Here is a 15,132-nt window from a genome sequence, read left to right on the forward strand (position 1 = left end):
GCTGCGCTTCATGAGTCCCCACGCTGTCATCTCGGGCGCCGGCATCGCCGGACCCGCGCTCGCCCATCAACTCGCCGCCCGCGGCTGGCGAACGACGGTCGTCGAGCGCTTTCCGCGGCGTCGCGAGGAGGGCCAGAACGTCGACATCCGGGGCGCCGCCCGGGAGGTGGTCGCACGGATGGGCATCGACGACGACGTCCGCGCCGCAGGCACCGGCGAAATCGGAACGCGCTTCGTCAAGGCGGACGGTTCGGCGGCGGCGTCGTTCCCGGTGGCCTCGCCGGGGGGACGCGACGGTCCCACCGCCGAGCTGGAGATCCTGCGAGGTGAACTGTCGCGCATCCTGATCGAGCACACCGAGGAGACCACCGACTACCTCTTCGACACCCGGATCGCCGACGTCACGGACCACGGCAGCCATGTGACCGCCATGATCGATGACGGTGCCGCCATCGACGCCGACCTCGTGGTGATCGCCGAGGGCCTGCACTCGCGCTCGCGCCGCTTCGTCTCGTCCGTCGACGTCGACGAGCTCGGCATGTACTTCGCCTACGCCACCATCCCGCGGCTCGAGTCCGATGACCAGTGGTGGAACTGGCAGCACGCGACGCAGCATCGCGGCGTGCACCTGCGGCCCGACAATCTCGGGACCACCCGGGCAATCCTCAGCTTCATCTGCGACGTGCGGGGATTCGACGACCTCGACCGTGACGGTCAGATCACCATCCTGCGCAGCACGTTCGCCGATGTGGGCGGCGCCGCGCCGCGGGTGATCGCCGCACTGGAGGACGGTGCACCGATGTACTTCTCCGCCGTCGGCCAGGTGCGCAGCCCGTCGTGGAGCAGGGGCAGGATCGCGCTGCTCGGGGACGCCGCGTTCTGCAATGCGACGTTCGGCGGCGCCGGGACCAGCCTGGCACTCATCGGCGCCTACGTACTGGCGGGCGAACTGGCCGGTGGCGACGACGTCCGACGGGCGTTGACGGAATACCAACGCGTCATGCAGCCGTTCGTCGCCACCGCGCCCACCGTGCGCGCCGGTGTGCTCAGACTCGCCAATCCACGGACACGCAACGGGATTCGTGTTCTCCACGCCGGCGCCGGACTCGCCGCGGGGCCCATCGGCCGGGCCGTCGCCGCCGTCAGCAGCAGGGGCCTCGGCAACATCGGAGGGGACCCGCTTGCCCTGCCCGACTACCCGAATGGACACCGCTGACGGCCGGCACCGCCGCTAGCCGGGCCGGGTCATGGTGAAGACGCTGTCGGGGCCGATCTCGGAGTAGGCGGCGGGCCCGCCGGCCCGCAGGATCGGCCGCGGACCGGGTGTGTCGTAGATCCCGTCGACCAACCACTGCTGGTCGATGTGCACGGCGACCACCTGCCCGAGCACCAGCCATGTCTCGACCGCTTCGCCCTCGGTGTCCTGGAGCTGGACGAGCTGTGTCAGGCGGCACTCGAAGTTGACCGGGCTCTCCCACACCCGCGGCGACGCGACGAGGGTCGACGACACCGGTGTCAGCCCACTCCGGGTGAACTCGTCCTGATCGGACGGCAGCGTGGCGGAGGTCTCGTTCATCGCGGCCGCCAGTTCGCGCGTCGCCAGGTTCCACACGAACTCGCCGGTGGCGTCGATGTTGGAGACGCTGTCCTTCCAGCCGATCGAGGCGAACCCGACGATCGGGGGGTGGTAGTTGAACCCGTTGAAGAAGCTGTACGGCGCGAGGTTGCGCACTCCGTGTGCGTCCTGGGTGGAGATCCAGCCGATCGGGCGCGGTCCGACGATCGCGTTGAACGGATCGTGCGGCAGCCCCGTTCCGTCGGCGGTCCGGTAGTAGTGGGCTCCTGTCCCGGCCATGACACCTCTTCTGATCGCACGACGTTCTCGAGGAGCGTCAGACTGCCACGCTGCCGTCACCGGCGCAGCGCCGCGGTGTGAACGGCGCCGGACCCGGCGCGTTAGTGTGCTGTGTCGGCCTCAGCGACCAAGCCGATGGAAGAGTTGAGCACATTCATGACCGCAGCAGCAGAACCTTCGCCGCTCGAGGCGCGGGTCGGCCACTACTACCAGATGGACGGCACCTACCTGGTGGGCCGCGAGACGTTACGCGACTACGCCCGCGCGGTGCAGGACTATCACCCCGCGCACTGGGACGTCGCCGCCGCAGAGAAGCTCGGGTATCCCGACCTGGTGGCGCCGCTGACCTTCACCTCGACTCCGGGCATGAAGTGCAATCGCCACATGTTCGAGCAGGTCGTCGTCGGTTACGACACCTACATGCAGACCGAAGAGGTCTTCGAGCAGCACCGGCCCATCGTGGCGGGAGACGAGCTGCACATCGACGTCGAACTGACCTCGGTGCGCCGGATCGCCGGTAGGGACCTCATCACCGTGACCAACACGTTCACCGACGCGGCCGGCGAGCGGGTGCACACGCTGCACACCACCGTCGTTGGTGTCACCGCCGAGGATCTCAACCCGGAGATCAAGACCGCGGTGAACAACGCGATGATGCACGACGTCAACATCTTCGGGGTCGGCGAGGAGGAGTACCGCAAGACCGAGCGCCCCGACGGCGAGGTCCGGATCTCCACCCGCGACGCCGACCGCACGCCGGGGACGCCCTCCTTCGACGACGTGAAGGTCGGCGACGAACTCCCGGTGCACCACGCCCGGCTGTCCCGGGGCGACCTGGTGAACTACGCGGGCGTGGCCGGGGACGCGAACCCCATCCACTGGGACGAGGACATCGCGAAGCTGGCCGGGCTACCGGACGTGATCGCGCACGGAATGCTCACCATGGGTCTCGGGGCGGGCTTCGCCTCGGCGTGGTCCGGCGACCCGGGAGCGGTCACCCGCTATGCGATCCGGCTGTCCGCGCCCGCGGTCGTGTCATCCGCCGAAGGTGCGGACATCGAGTTCAGCGGCCGGATCAAGTCGCTGGACCCGGCGACCCGCAGCGGCACCGTCATCGTCGGTGCGAAGTCGGGCGGCCGGAAGATCTTCGGCCTGGCGACGATGGACGTCCGCTTCCGCTGACAGCCGGCGCGGGGATCGGCGGATCGCTCGCCGCGACCGCATATCGTTGCCGGATGAGCACCGGCCGATCGCGCAATGCTGCGCAGACACGCGCCGACATCCTGGCTGCGGCTCGGCTCCGGTTCGGCTCCGACGGTTACCAGAGCACCACCCTGCGTGCCGTCGCCGCGGACGTCGGCATCGATCCGGCGCTCATCATCCGGTACTTCGGCACCAAACAGGAACTCTTCGCCGAAGCGGCCGAGTTCACGATCGACCTGCCCGACCTGAGCGCCGTGGATCACGATGAGATCGCCGACGTCCTGCTGTCCCGTTTCTTCGCGGTGTGGGAACGCGACACCACGTTCGTCGCTCTGCTGCGCGCGGCGATGACCAGCGAGACGGCGGCGGACACCATGCGGAAGGTGTTCGCCACCCAGGTGGCGCCGGCGTTCGCCGCTGTCGCACCCGATCACCCCGCCCAGCGCGCCGGCCTGATGGGCGCGCTGGTAATCGGTCTGGCCACCACGCGATACGTGCTCGCCAACCCGGCAGTCGCCGATCTCAGCCAGCAGGAGATCATCCGCTGGACCAAGCCATTGATCCGTCAGCTCCTCGTCGGCCCCTACTCCGCCTGAGTCCGAGCGATTGGTCAGGTGTTGAAGTCGGGTGGGGTGGCGACGGGTTGCTCGGGCGGGTCCTGCGTCTGCGTGTCCTCGTCGAGCGCCTGCTGCTGGACTTCCGCGGCGTGACGCAGGTTGTCTCCGGTGTTCTCCGCGTGGTCGGGCGTGCTCATGGGGGTTCCTTCCCGTCGACCCGTGGCTTACCCGGATCGCGGCAGGCTTCACACCTCCGTGACCCGGCCGCCGGCCACCCGCCACGACCGGTCCAGCCGGACGTTCTGCAGCATCCGGCGGTCGTGCGTCACCAGCAACAGCGCACCGTCGAAGGTGTCGAGCGCCTGCTCCAGCTGCTCGATGGCCGCGAGGTCGAGATGGTTGGTCGGCTCATCGAGCACCAGCACGTTCGTGCCGCATGCCTGCAGCAGCGCGAGGCCGGCGCGGGTCCGCTCTCCGGGCGAGAGTGCGTCGACCGGACGTTCCACGTGATCGGCGCGCAGCCCGAACTTCGCGAGCAGCGTCCGCACGTCGGCGGTCGACCATGTCGGCACTCGCTCCTCGAAGCGGTCGACGAGTCGGCCGGATCCGGTGAAATCTGCTCGCGCCTGGTCGATCTCGCCGACTGCGACGTTGGCGCCGAGACTCGCACGGCCCTGATCGGGACGCCGCCGACCGAGAAGCAGTCGCAACAACGTCGATTTCCCCGCGCCGTTCGGGCCGGTGATGCCGATCCGCTCACCGGCATCGACCTGTAGCGACACCGGCCCGAGCACGAAATCACCCTGGCGCACCACGGCTTCGTCGAGTGTCGCCACAACCGAACTCGACCGCGGTGCAGCGCCGATGGTGAACTCGAGTGTCCACTCCTTGCGGGGCTCGGCGATTTCCTCGAGGCGTGCGATCCGGCTCTCCATCTGGCGGACCTTCTGCGCCTGCTTCTCGCTGGACTCGGTGGCGGCGCGACGCCGGTTCTTGTCGTTGTCGGGGGCCTTGCGCATCGCGTTGCGCACACCTTGGCTCGACCACTCCCGCTGAATGCGTGCGCGCGCCACCAGATCGGCCTTCTTGTCCGCGAACTCGTCGTACTGCTCGCGCCGGTGCCTGCGGGCGACCTCGCGCTCCTCGAGGTAGCTCTCGTAGCCACCGCCGAAGACGGTGGTGGTGTTCTGCGCCAGATCCAGCTCCAGGACCCGAGTCACCGTGCGGGCGAGGAACTCCCGATCATGACTCACCAGCACCACACCGCCGCGAAGATCACGGACGAACTGCTCGAGGCGGGCCAGCCCGTCAAGGTCGAGATCGTTGGTCGGCTCGTCGAGCAGGACGATGTCGAAACGCGACAGCATCAGGGCCGCGAGCCCCACCCTCGCCGCCTGCCCGCCGGACAGGGCGGTCATCGGTGTCGTCTCCGGTCGCACCGCGTCGGAGTCGAGCCCGAGGTCGGCCAGCACGGCAGGCACCCGCTCGTCGAGGTCCGCGGCGCCGGTGACGAGCCAATGATCCAGCGCCGCAGAGTAGACAGCGGCCGGATCGCCGTGCGCAGGGTCCGGATCCGCCAGGGCCGCGGCCGCCTCCTCCATGGCCCGCGTGGCGTCGGTGCAGCCGGTACGGCGCGCGATGTACCCGGCGACCGTCTCCCCCGGGACCCGCTCGTGCTCCTGCGGCAGCCACCCGACGAACGCGTCGGCGGGGGCGATGCTCACCGCACCGTCGAGCGGTTCGAGATCGCCGGCCAGGATCCTCAGGAGCGTGCTCTTCCCGGCGCCGTTGGCACCGACGACTCCGACGACGTCACCGGGAGCGACGGTGACATCGAGCCCCTCGAAGAGGGAGCGATGCGCGAATCCACCCGCCACGTTCTTCGCGACGAGCGTTGCGGTCATGGGTCCATCGTCGCATCACCGGGTCGCGGGTTCGGCGCGCCGCCGAACCGACGCCGACGCGCACCATGCGGTCGGGTGGCATGTGTCGCCGGTCACATTCGGGGGTATTCCGTGCGCCATGGCAAACCGAATCGCCGTCGCGGCGGCCCTGCTGGCGGCGCCCCTCGCTGTGCTCGGCGGATGCCGCTCAGCCGATCAGACCGATGAGAACGCGACCGATCCGGCGCCCGCCGGGACAGAGAGATTGACCACGCAGCTGAGGACGGCCGACGGAACGCCGGTCGCCAACGCGACCCTCGACTTCGCGAACGGCTTCGCCAGGATCACCGTCGAAACCGTCGAGAGCGGCATTCTGAGCGCCGGCTTCCACGGGATGCACATCCATTCCGTCGGCAAATGCGAAGCCGATTCGGTTGCCCCCACCGGCGGAGACCCGGGCGACTTCCTCTCCGCGGGCGGCCACTTCCAGGCTCCGGGCCACACGGGGCATCCCGCGAGCGGGGATCTGACCTCGCTCGAGGTGCGCTCGGACGGCTCGGCCGAGCTCGTCACGACCACCGACGCGTTCACCGCCCAAGATCTCCTGGACGGAGCGGGCACCGCGTTGATGATCCACGAGGACGAGGACAACTTCGGGCACATCCCGGATCGCTACAGCCAACCGGACGGAACCGCGGGCCCGGATCAGAACACACTCGCCACCGGCGATGCGGGCGGACGCCTCGCCTGCGGCGTGATCGAGGCGGTATCGGACACGACCTCGACCACGACCACCACCACGACCACGACGACCACCACGACTCCGAGCACCGTCACCGAGACGACGGTGATCAACCCGACGGTGATCGTGCCGCCGCCGGTCACCGAGACGGTGATCCCGAGCACCACCACCACCGTCACGACGCCGGCCACGACGACTGCGACACTGCCGCCGCCTGGCTAGAGCCGCCTGGGCGGGCTCGTCCTGAGACCGTGCGACTACGAGTCGGATGCGTACGACGCTCGAGGCACGTCGTCGTGCGGCTCCTCCCCCGCAGGACCGAACTTCGACCCCGTCTTGCGCAGCCGGCGTTCGAACAGTCGCTGCAGCGGCGTGGCGAGGAACGTGGTGATGATCGTCATCAGCGCGAGAATCGTGTAGAGCTTCCCCGAGATCAATCCGGCTTCGAGACCGATGTTGAGCAGGATGAGTTCCATCAGTCCGCGGGCGTTGGCCAGGGCTCCCATCGAACCGGCCTCGTACCAGCTCATCCCCTGCGAACGCGCCGCCAGCCCGATCGCACCGAACTTGGCGGCGAACGACACCACCAGCACGAGCCCCGCCATCAGCAGGGTCGACGGGTCGAGGATCAGGGTGAGCTGCGTGTTCAGCCCCGAATAGATGAAGAACGCGGGCAACAGCAGGTATCCCACCAGCGGCTCGAAGCGCTCCCGGATCGTGTCGAGCAGCGCACCGCGCGGCATGACGGCGCCTGCCACGAAAGCGCCGAACACGGAATAGATCCCGACCACGTCGGTGAACCAGCTGGCCATCAGGACGACGATGAGAATGATGCTCAACTGGGCGATCGGCAGCCCGCCGGTGCGTTCGACGTCGCCGCGGGGCGGCGTCCACGTCTCCAATTTCGCGAGCAGCGGGCGGCCCAGATAGGCCATGAACAGCAGATAGAGCAGCCCGCCGCCGATGGCGAGGAACGCGCCGAACAGGCTTCCCTTGGTCGTCGCCACGACGGTCGCCAGCAGCACCCAGGCGCACGCGTCGTCGACCGCGGCGCAAGACAGCGCCATCGTCCCGAGCCTGGTGTTGAGCAGGCCGGAGTCATAGATGATCCACGCCAGCATCGGGAACGCGGTGATGGCGACGGCGGCCGCGACGAACAGACCGCCCTGCCAGTGCACCACCTTGTCGGTGAAGTATCCGCCGAGGCCGACCATCCACCATCCGACGAGCCCGCCGAGGACCAGCGGGACGCCGATGCCCGCGGCCGCGGTGACACCCGCCTGCCGCACGTGTGCGCCGAGGATGTCCAGCTTGAACGACGCCCCGACCAGGAACATGTAGAGCACGAGCCCGAGTTGGCCGACGACATAGATGGCGGTGAGGTTCGGGTGGGTGAACGTCTCGGCCCCGATGGTGAGCTTGGTCGGGAAGAGCCACTGCTGCGCAGCGGGCCACAGCCAGCCCAGAACCGAAGGGCCGAGCAGGAATCCGGCCACCATGATCGCGACCACCTGCACCTGGGCGAGTCGGCGGAACAGCGGCCAGAGCAGGCGGTAGGTCAGCAGGATGACGGCGACCTGCAGGAAGAAGTGGGCGGTGATCGAGAGCAGAGAGGGCAATGGGGTTCCTAACGCCGATCCGACCAACGGAACACGGACAGGCACGCGAGTAGACCGGCGATGCTCCACGCCGCGAGCACCAGGAAGATTCGCCCGTGTTCCCAGCTGCCTGCCGGCTCGAAGGCGACCATGTCAGAAGGCAGCAGCACCGACCGGAATCCCTGCGCCATCCACTTGACGGGAAAAATCGATCCGGCGATCAGCATCCAGGCCGGCAACACCATGAGCGGTACGTAGGTTCCTGACAGGAACTGCAGGCCGACAGCAGGGCCATTTGTCATCACGGCAGCCGAGAGGGCGTTGTTGACGAGGTTGCTGACGAAGATGCCCAGCAGTGAGCAGCTGATGATGCCGAGGACGAACACCCATGCCAGGGTGAGCCACCCGGACACGTCGGCGGGAAGGTGGAGTCCGAAGACCAGCACTCCCACCGCCAACAGGATCACGGCCTCGGCGAGACTCACGATGGCGACGAGCATGATCTTCCCGATGAAGTACGACGACGCGGTGGCCGGTGTGCCGCGCAGTCGCCGCAAGGCCCCCGTCTCACGATCGGCGGCGATGCCGACGCCCAGGTTGACGAACGATGTCGAGAGGATTCCGTAGGCGAGCATGCTGGCCGCGATGACGGCGCCCGTACTCGTCTGCGTGCCCGGCAGTTTCGCCGTGAAGATCGATCCCAGCAGCAGGCATATCACCGCAGGCATCGAGAACGTCAAGACCACTTGTTCGGGCCTGCGGTAGAACATCTTCAATTCGGGCACCACACGTGAGAACCCGATGCGCACCGCCGAGGGCAGCGCCGGCTCCGGGTTCGTCGCGCGGTGGCGCGGCGGTGTGGTTCCGGTCATGTGCTCGAGGGACATCACGCGTGGCCGATCAGATGCAGGTAGGCGTCTTCGAGCGTCGGCCGGGTGATCGTCAGCTGGGCCAGCTCCACCCCGTCGGCACTGCGCCGCCGGACCAGTTCGGTCGGGAAATCCGTTGTCTCTTCCCGGAGCTCGCCGCCCTCCACCCACCGGACCGTCGCCGCCGAGCTGACGTGCTCGGTCAGCATCACCGGCGAGTCGACGGCCACCACCCTGCCGCCCGCGATCACCGCGACACGATCCGCGAGCGCGGCGGCCTCCTCGAGATAGTGGGTGGTCAGCAGGACGGTGGTGCCGTCGGCCGCCAGAAGCTTGATGAGTTGCCAGAATTGGCGTCGCGCCTCCGGGTCGAATCCGGTCGTCGGCTCGTCCAGGAACAGGAGCTCGGGCCTGCCGATGATGCCGAGGGCGACGTCGAGGCGGCGGCGTTGCCCGCCGGAGAGCGCCCGCACCCGTGAACCGGCGACGGCGCCGAGGCCGACGAGTTCGAGTACCTCTTCGGGGTCGCGCGCGGTGCCGTAACAGCTCGTGAACATGCGGACGGTCTCGATCACCGTGAGCATCCCGGCGTCGCTGACCTCCTGCAGCACGATGCCGATCCTGGCCCGCCAGTTCCGGCCCGCGGTTTCCGGGTCCACGCCGAGCACGCGGACGGCACCCGAATCGCGGGTTCGGTTGCCTTCCATGATCTCGATGGTCGTGGACTTCCCGGCGCCGTTGGGGCCGAGGATGGCGAAGACCTCGCCGTAGCCGACGTCCAGATCCAGGTCCCGCACCGCCTTGGTGCGTCCGTAGGCCTTGGACAGCCCTCGGACGTGTATCGCGGTCGAGTTCGCCGCCGTCATGGGGCGGCGCCACCCTCGAGTTCGGCCAGCAGTTCCCGTAGTTCGGCATCCGACAGCTCGTCGATCAGCCGGTCGACGTCGTCGTCCGTCGACGTCTCCGACGGGACTTCGGTCATCGCCGTGGGTGTTTCACCCGCGGCGGTCGCCGCGGGCGCCTCGCCGTGGATCGAACGCAGCTCGGCGAGCACGCGATCGGCCAGTGAATCGACACTCACCCCCTTGAGGATCTCGAGCACCGGGAGGTCGATCGAGAACGTGGTGTTGATCCTGACCCTGAAGTCCATCGCCATCATCGAGTCCAGGCCGATGTCGTCGAGCATGTCGTCGTTCTCGAAATCGGTGACCGCGCAGTCGAACACGGCGGCGACGAGGCGCTCGACCTGACCGACGACCACCCCGAGGCGCTCGGGCTCCGGCGTGCTCGCGAGAACGTCGAGTATCGAGCCGTCCGATCCGGTGTGCCCGGACGAGGCGATGGCGGCATCGAGGTCGGCGAACATCTTCGGCAGGTGCCCGCCCAGGAGTTGCCGTGCCCGGCTCCAGTCCGCGCTGATCGCGATGATGTTCGGCGTCGCCTGGTTGATGAGGCGGTCGAGGATCCGGGCGCCCGCCGAGGGCGTGATCAGTTCGATCCCCCGCATGGCGTAGACGTTCTCGAGGTTGAGCTCTTCGACCATGCCCACCGACCACGGGCCCCACCCGATGGTGAGCGCAGGCAGCCCGTCGGCATGCCGCTGATGGGCGAAGGCGTCGAGGAAGGCGTTGGCGGCGGCGTAGTTGCCCTGACCGGGCGAGGCGACCACCGATCCGGCGGACCCGAACATCACGAAGAAGTCGAGGTCGTGCTCGGCGAAAGCGGAGTGCAGCGCCCGGGTTCCGGTGATCTTGGGTGCCAGCACCTTGAGGAAGTCGTCCTCGCTCACGTTGACGAGGAGCTGGTCGTGCACCGATCCCGCGGCGTGGATGACGCCGCGCACCGGTCGGCCGCCCTCGCGGTCGAGGTCGGTCAGCCAGGCGGTCAGCTCGTCGGCGTCGGTGATGTCGACGCCGGCGATGTTCACCGTCGCACCGAGACGTTCGATCGCCGTGACGGCGTCGACGGTGGCGAAGTGCCGGTCGCCCTGGGTCAGGTCGGGCCAGCGATCCCGCGGCGGGAGCCCGCTGCGGCTGAGCAGTGCGATGTGTCGCGCGCCGCGTTCGGCGAGGAAGGTGGCGACGGTGCGGCCGAGTGCTCCGGTGCCGCCGGTGACGACATAGGTCGCGTCCGGGGAGAGCTTGGTGGGGAACGGTTTCGTCAGTGTTGTGCTGACGCGCAGTCGGGGGACGAGCGTGACCTCGCCGCGGATCGCGACCTGGTCCTCGGATTCGGGGTCGAGGATGTGCCGGCAGACCCGTGTCGCGGTGTCGTCGAGGTCGTCGGCGGCGTCGATGTCGACGAGTCCGCCCCAGCGTTCCACGAACTCCTGATGGCCGATGACCCGGCCGAGCCCCCAGACCGCGGCCTGGTCGACGGCCAGCGGTTCGGTTCCCAGCGCCGGTTGAGCATTGGCGGTGATCAGGTACAGCCGCGGTGTGACGGTGTCGTGTGCGGCGAGGGCCTTCGTCAGGCGCAGAACCGTGAGGAGCCCCAACTGGTGGCTCATCTCGGGGGTGTCGGCGTCGACGTCCACCGGCCAGCAGTCGACGACGCCGCCGAGGCCGCCCTCGCGCTCGAGGTGCACGTCGAACAGCCGGGCCAGCTGCTCGGGGCTGTGCGGGTCGATCGCGTAGCCGCCGTCGATCTCGGTGAGCGTCTCGACATTCCGGTGTGCGACGGTGTGCACGCGGTGGCCGTTGCGCCGCAGCCGGTCGGCGATGCCGGCACCGACGTCGAGGCCGTCGACGAACACCAGCCAGGACGCGGGCTCGACCGGGTCGGGGTGCTCGGGACTCTCGGGCAGCGGTTCCCACTGCAGTTCGTAGAGGCCCTTGTCGATGCGCTCGGGCGACATGCGGGACGAGGCGCTCAGCGATGCCACCGTGAAGCCGTCGAAGACGGCGACCAACTCGCCGCGGTGGTCGCAGATCGTGATGTCGCTCGCGATCTCCTCCGCGGTCGCCGACACCACGCGCAGGTGCACGGTCATGTCGCTCGTGGCCGGGCCGTAGACGGCGCTGTGCCGGATCCGGCTGGGCAGGTAGGTGCTGCCGTCGGCGTCGCGGCCGGGAAGCGGTGTGCCGAAGAGTGTTTGGAAGGCGGCGTCGACGAGCGTGGGATGGAACCGGTAGTCGTCGACTTCGCCGGCGACAGCCGGCGGAATGCTGATGTCGGCGACCGCCCAGCCGTCGCCGGCGGTGAGTCCCGTGATCGACCGGAACGCATCGCCGTAATCGAATCCGATCGCCCGGGTCAGGGCGTAGAAGTCGTCACCGCTCATGGTGCCGCCCGGCTGCCCGCCGGTCCCGAGATCGCGGCAACGCGGAGACCTCGGGAGCGTGTTGAGTTCCGCGGTCGCGGTGATCGTCCACTTGAGTTCACCGTCGGCCGTCGCGGTGAACGCGGCGAATTCCAGGCCGCCGGTGTCCTGGTTGAGGGTCGTCCGCAGGATGGGGTCGCACGTGTCGTCGAGGATGAGCGCCCGGTGCAGCACGAGGTCGTCGACGCCGAGGTCGGTGCCGTAGGTCTCCCGCGCGGCCGCCGTGGCCATCTCGATGTACACCGCCGCGGGAACGACGACGCTGCCCTGCACCCGGTGATCGGCGAGGAACGGGACGAGGCGCGTACTCAACTCGACTTCCCAGGTCGGATGCACGGCCCTCACCGGTTGCCCCAGCAGCGGGTGGACCGGGTGGTAGTGCAGCGCCTCCGCCGCTTCCTGGGTCTCGTTCCAGAACCGGCGGGACTGCCAGGGGTAGGACGGCAGCTTCAGCAGCCGTGCGTCGGTGCGCGGATGCAGTGCCTCCCAGTCGATGTCGTGACCGTGGTCGTGAAGCGCGCCGACCCCGGCCATGAACGTGCGCACGTCGTCGTCGTTGCGCCGCTGGGTGGCCAGCACCACGGCTTTCTCGCTTCCGGCGATCTCGAAGATCGACGCCGCGAGCACGGGATGCGGGCCCAGTTCGATGAAGTGGGTGTAGCCGTCTTCCATCATCGCACGCATCGCGGGCTCGAAAAGCACTGTGGCGCGGGTGTTCTGCCACCAGTAGGCGGCGCCGGCGTCGTACTTGTCCAGGCGTTCGCCGGTGACTGTCGAGTACAGCGGGACGGTCGCCGGGTCCGAGGACATCCCCTCGAAGGCGTCGTACAGGTCCTCCCTGATCGCCTCCATGTAATGGGTGTGATACGGCACCTTGCCGGTGAGGAACCGGTTGAAGATCTCGTTCTCGTCGAGGCGGCGGGCGATGTCGTCGAGGACGTCGCCGTCGCCGGCGATGGTCACCGCGGACGGGCTGTTGATCGCAGCCACGGACACCCGGCGGCCGAACTCCTCGCGTGTCCTGTCATCGAGTGCCGTCAACAACGATTCGGCGTCGAGACCGACGGCGAGCATCCGGCCGAGGCCGCTGGTGCGCTGCTGGAGTCTGCTGCGGTGATAGATCACCTCGACGGCCTGCTCGAAGCTCAGCAGGCCCGAGAGGTGGTGGGCGGCCACTTCACCGGCACTGTGGCCGATGATCGCGTCGGGTGTGATCCCGAGCTGCTCGAGTTGCGCGGCGAGCGCGACCTGGACGGCGAAGTTCGCGGGTTGCGCGAACTCGGTTTCGCCCATGCGGGAGGTGGTTTCGTCGCGGCGGAGCTCCTCGATCAGCGACCAGCCGGCGTAGCGGGCGAGTTCGCGGTCGGTTCTGGCGATGCTGTCGGCGAAGGCCGGCAGCACGTCGAGCAGGTCGCGGCACATCCGCCACCACTGCGGACCCATCCCGGTACAGACGAACGCCAGCTTGGGCGTCGTCGAAGCTGTTCGCCCCGAGGCGATCTGCCCGCCGTCGGCGAGCGCCCGGAGCTGGTCTCGAGCGTCGGAGACGTCGGCCGCGACCAGGGTGTGGCGATGGTTGAGGTGGGCGCGTCGTTGCGACAGCGTGTAGCCGAGATCGTGCAGTGTGATGTCGCTGTGAGCGCTCAGGTGGTCGGCCAACTGGCGCGCCGTCGCCACCAGGGCCTCCTCGCTGCGCGCCGAGATCGGCAGCAGGGTGAGCGGGAGGTCACCGACGGGCTTCGAGGGAGGCGCACCGAGGGGCGCGGGCGGTTCGGCGAGCACGACGTGGGCGTTGGTGCCGCCGAAACCGAACGAGTTGACCCCGGCGATGCGTCGTTCCCGGCTGGGGAACGGGCGACCCGTTCGTGGCACGTCGAGCCTGAGCTCCGTGAGGGAGACCTGGCTGCTCGGATTCTGCAGATGCAGATGGGCCGGGATGTAGCCGTGCTTGAGCACCAACGCCGTCTTGATCAGTCCGGCCACCCCGGCACCCGCCTCCAGGTGGCCGATGTTGGTCTTGACCGACCCGATCAGCAGCGGGTCGGTCGGGGCCCGGCCCGAGGTCAGCGCGGCGGCGAGTGCCCGCATCTCCACCGGGTCACCGACGGGCGTTCCGGTGCCGTGTGCCTCCACGTAGCCGACTTCGCCGGCGTGGACGCCCGCTCGCCGCAGCGCCGACCCGATCGCGGCTGCCTGCGCCTCCGCGCGGGGCACGGTGATGCCGTCGGTGCGGCCGTCCTGCGACACCGCCGTCCCGAGGATCTGCGCGTAGATCTCGTCGCCGTCGCGCAGCGCCTGCTCGAGTGGCTTGATGACGACGACCGCGCCGCCCTCTCCCCGCGCGTACCCGTCGGCGGACTCGTCGAACGCCTTGCAACGGCCGTCCGGGCTGAGGAATCCGCTCTTGGACTCCGCGATCGCCGTGTTCGGGCCGATCATGATGTTCACGCCACCGGCAAGGGCAATATCGCTCTCGCCGTTCCAGATGCTCTGCGCCGCCAGGTGCACCGCCACCAGCGAGCTCGAGCACGCTGTATCGACCGTCATGCTCGGGCCGCGGAAGTCGAAGGCGAACGAGATCCGGTTCGCCAGCATCGTCATCATCATCCCGGCGGCGGAATGGGTCTTGAACTGGTAGCGACTGCTGCGGCCCTGGTTCTGCAGGAGTTGGTAGTCGAGGGTGAAGCCGCCGATGAACACCCCGACGTCGGTTCCGGCCAGCCGGTCGGGAGGTATCCCCGCGTCCTCGAGCGACTCCCACGCGGTCTGCAGCATCAGCCGCTGCTGCGGGTCGATCGAGTGCGCCTCGCGCGGCGAGATCCCGAAGAACTGAGGATCGAATTGGTCGATGTCGGCGAGGAAGCCCCCTCGCCGGGTGACCATCTTGCCGACCTTCGCCGGATTCGGGTCGTGGAAACGTGCGGCGTTCCACCGTGATTCGGGAACATCACCGGTGGCGTCGGTGCCACTGGTCAGCAGGCTCCAGTAGCCGTTCGGGGAATCCGCGCCACCGGGCAGGCGGCACCCGATTCCGACCACCGCCAACGGCGCCGGCGTCCCTCGGTGACTGAGCATCTCCATGCGTGCCCTCCACGCCTCGTCG

The 15,132-nt window shown here is 68.7% G+C and carries 11 protein-coding genes; 4 read left to right on the plus strand and 7 right to left on the minus strand.

Going from position 1 to position 15,132, the window contains the following annotated elements; genetic code table 11:
- Positions 1 to 10 precede the first annotated feature (10 nt).
- A complete protein-coding gene (locus tag Q2100_RS01950) occupies positions 11 to 1,216 on the plus strand; it encodes an FAD-dependent monooxygenase (RefSeq protein WP_302912637.1) in 1,206 nt (401 codons plus the stop codon).
- A 15-nt stretch (positions 1,217 to 1,231) separates the two neighbouring features.
- Here the strand turns inward: Q2100_RS01950 and Q2100_RS01955 are convergent, their stop codons facing one another.
- Positions 1,232 to 1,855: a flavin reductase family protein gene (locus Q2100_RS01955; RefSeq protein WP_302912638.1), complete on the minus strand. Its 624-nt coding sequence runs from the start codon at positions 1,853 to 1,855 to the stop codon at positions 1,232 to 1,234.
- Between the two features lie 156 nt (positions 1,856 to 2,011).
- Here Q2100_RS01955 and Q2100_RS01960 point away from each other — a divergent pair, with 156 nt between their 5' ends.
- The gene (locus Q2100_RS01960) at positions 2,012 to 3,037 is read left to right on the plus strand and encodes a fused (3R)-hydroxyacyl-ACP dehydratase subunits HadA/HadB (RefSeq protein WP_264012575.1); all 1,026 of its coding nucleotides are present in this window, start codon (positions 2,012 to 2,014) and stop codon (positions 3,035 to 3,037) included.
- A gap of 53 nt (positions 3,038 to 3,090) precedes the next feature.
- Positions 3,091 to 3,654, plus strand: a complete 564-nt coding sequence (locus Q2100_RS01965; RefSeq protein ID WP_302912639.1) for a TetR/AcrR family transcriptional regulator — start codon at positions 3,091 to 3,093, stop codon at positions 3,652 to 3,654.
- A gap of 14 nt (positions 3,655 to 3,668) precedes the next feature.
- On the opposite strand, the gene Q2100_RS01970 is transcribed toward Q2100_RS01965, so the two are convergent.
- The gene (locus Q2100_RS01970) at positions 3,669 to 3,812 is read right to left on the minus strand and encodes a hypothetical protein (RefSeq protein ID WP_264012577.1); all 144 of its coding nucleotides are present in this window, start codon (positions 3,810 to 3,812) and stop codon (positions 3,669 to 3,671) included.
- A 48-nt stretch (positions 3,813 to 3,860) separates the two neighbouring features.
- On the minus strand, positions 3,861 to 5,519 hold the full coding sequence (locus Q2100_RS01975; protein WP_302912640.1) for an ABC-F family ATP-binding cassette domain-containing protein: 1,659 nt from the start codon (positions 5,517 to 5,519) through the stop codon (positions 3,861 to 3,863).
- A 118-nt stretch (positions 5,520 to 5,637) separates the two neighbouring features.
- Here Q2100_RS01975 and sodC point away from each other — a divergent pair, with 118 nt between their 5' ends.
- Positions 5,638 to 6,462, plus strand: coding sequence for a superoxide dismutase[Cu-Zn] (sodC, locus tag Q2100_RS01980; RefSeq protein ID WP_302912641.1), 825 nt, complete (start codon positions 5,638 to 5,640; stop codon positions 6,460 to 6,462).
- Positions 6,463 to 6,497: 35 nt separating this feature from the next.
- Here the strand turns inward: sodC and Q2100_RS01985 are convergent, their stop codons facing one another.
- The 4 genes from Q2100_RS01985 to Q2100_RS02000 are packed head-to-tail and all read right to left on the minus strand — an operon-like array spanning position 6,498 to position 15,110.
- A complete protein-coding gene (locus Q2100_RS01985) occupies positions 6,498 to 7,859 on the minus strand; it encodes a cation:proton antiporter (RefSeq protein ID WP_264012581.1) in 1,362 nt (453 codons plus the stop codon).
- 8 nt (positions 7,860 to 7,867) lie between these two features.
- The gene (locus Q2100_RS01990) at positions 7,868 to 8,710 is read right to left on the minus strand and encodes an ABC transporter permease (RefSeq protein WP_302912643.1); all 843 of its coding nucleotides are present in this window, start codon (positions 8,708 to 8,710) and stop codon (positions 7,868 to 7,870) included.
- A 14-nt stretch (positions 8,711 to 8,724) separates the two neighbouring features.
- Complete coding sequence (locus tag Q2100_RS01995) at positions 8,725 to 9,573, minus strand: ABC transporter ATP-binding protein (RefSeq protein ID WP_302912644.1); 849 nt, start codon at positions 9,571 to 9,573, stop codon at positions 8,725 to 8,727.
- Positions 9,570 to 15,110 (minus strand): type I polyketide synthase, encoded by a 5,541-nt coding sequence (locus Q2100_RS02000; protein ID WP_328518101.1) that lies wholly within the window; start codon positions 15,108 to 15,110, stop codon positions 9,570 to 9,572. The genes Q2100_RS01995 and Q2100_RS02000 overlap by 4 nt, the downstream gene beginning before the upstream one ends.
- Between the last annotated feature and the right edge of the window lie 22 nt (positions 15,111 to 15,132).

Source organism: Mycolicibacterium arseniciresistens, assembly GCF_030519285.1.
GTDB lineage: Bacteria > Actinomycetota > Actinomycetes > Mycobacteriales > Mycobacteriaceae > Mycobacterium > Mycobacterium arseniciresistens.

Excerpts from the sequence above, each read along its gene's own strand:
- Q2100_RS01955 (WP_302912638.1), bottom strand. The coding sequence starts at position 1,855 with ATGGCCGGGACAGGAGCCCACTACTACCGGACCGCCGACGGAACGGGG.
- Q2100_RS01965 (WP_302912639.1), top strand. The coding sequence starts at position 3,091 with ATGAGCACCGGCCGATCGCGCAATGCTGCGCAGACACGCGCCGACATC.
- Q2100_RS02000 (WP_328518101.1), bottom strand. The coding sequence starts at position 15,110 with ATGGAGATGCTCAGTCACCGAGGGACGCCGGCGCCGTTGGCGGTGGTC.
- Q2100_RS01975 (WP_302912640.1), bottom strand. The coding sequence starts at position 5,519 with ATGACCGCAACGCTCGTCGCGAAGAACGTGGCGGGTGGATTCGCGCAT.
- Q2100_RS01970 (WP_264012577.1), bottom strand. The coding sequence starts at position 3,812 with ATGAGCACGCCCGACCACGCGGAGAACACCGGAGACAACCTGCGTCAC.
- Q2100_RS01990 (WP_302912643.1), bottom strand. The coding sequence starts at position 8,710 with ATGACCGGAACCACACCGCCGCGCCACCGCGCGACGAACCCGGAGCCG.
- Q2100_RS01960 (WP_264012575.1), top strand. The coding sequence starts at position 2,012 with ATGACCGCAGCAGCAGAACCTTCGCCGCTCGAGGCGCGGGTCGGCCAC.
- sodC (WP_302912641.1), top strand. The coding sequence starts at position 5,638 with ATGGCAAACCGAATCGCCGTCGCGGCGGCCCTGCTGGCGGCGCCCCTC.
- Q2100_RS01995 (WP_302912644.1), bottom strand. The coding sequence starts at position 9,573 with ATGACGGCGGCGAACTCGACCGCGATACACGTCCGAGGGCTGTCCAAG.
- Q2100_RS01950 (WP_302912637.1), top strand. The coding sequence starts at position 11 with ATGAGTCCCCACGCTGTCATCTCGGGCGCCGGCATCGCCGGACCCGCG.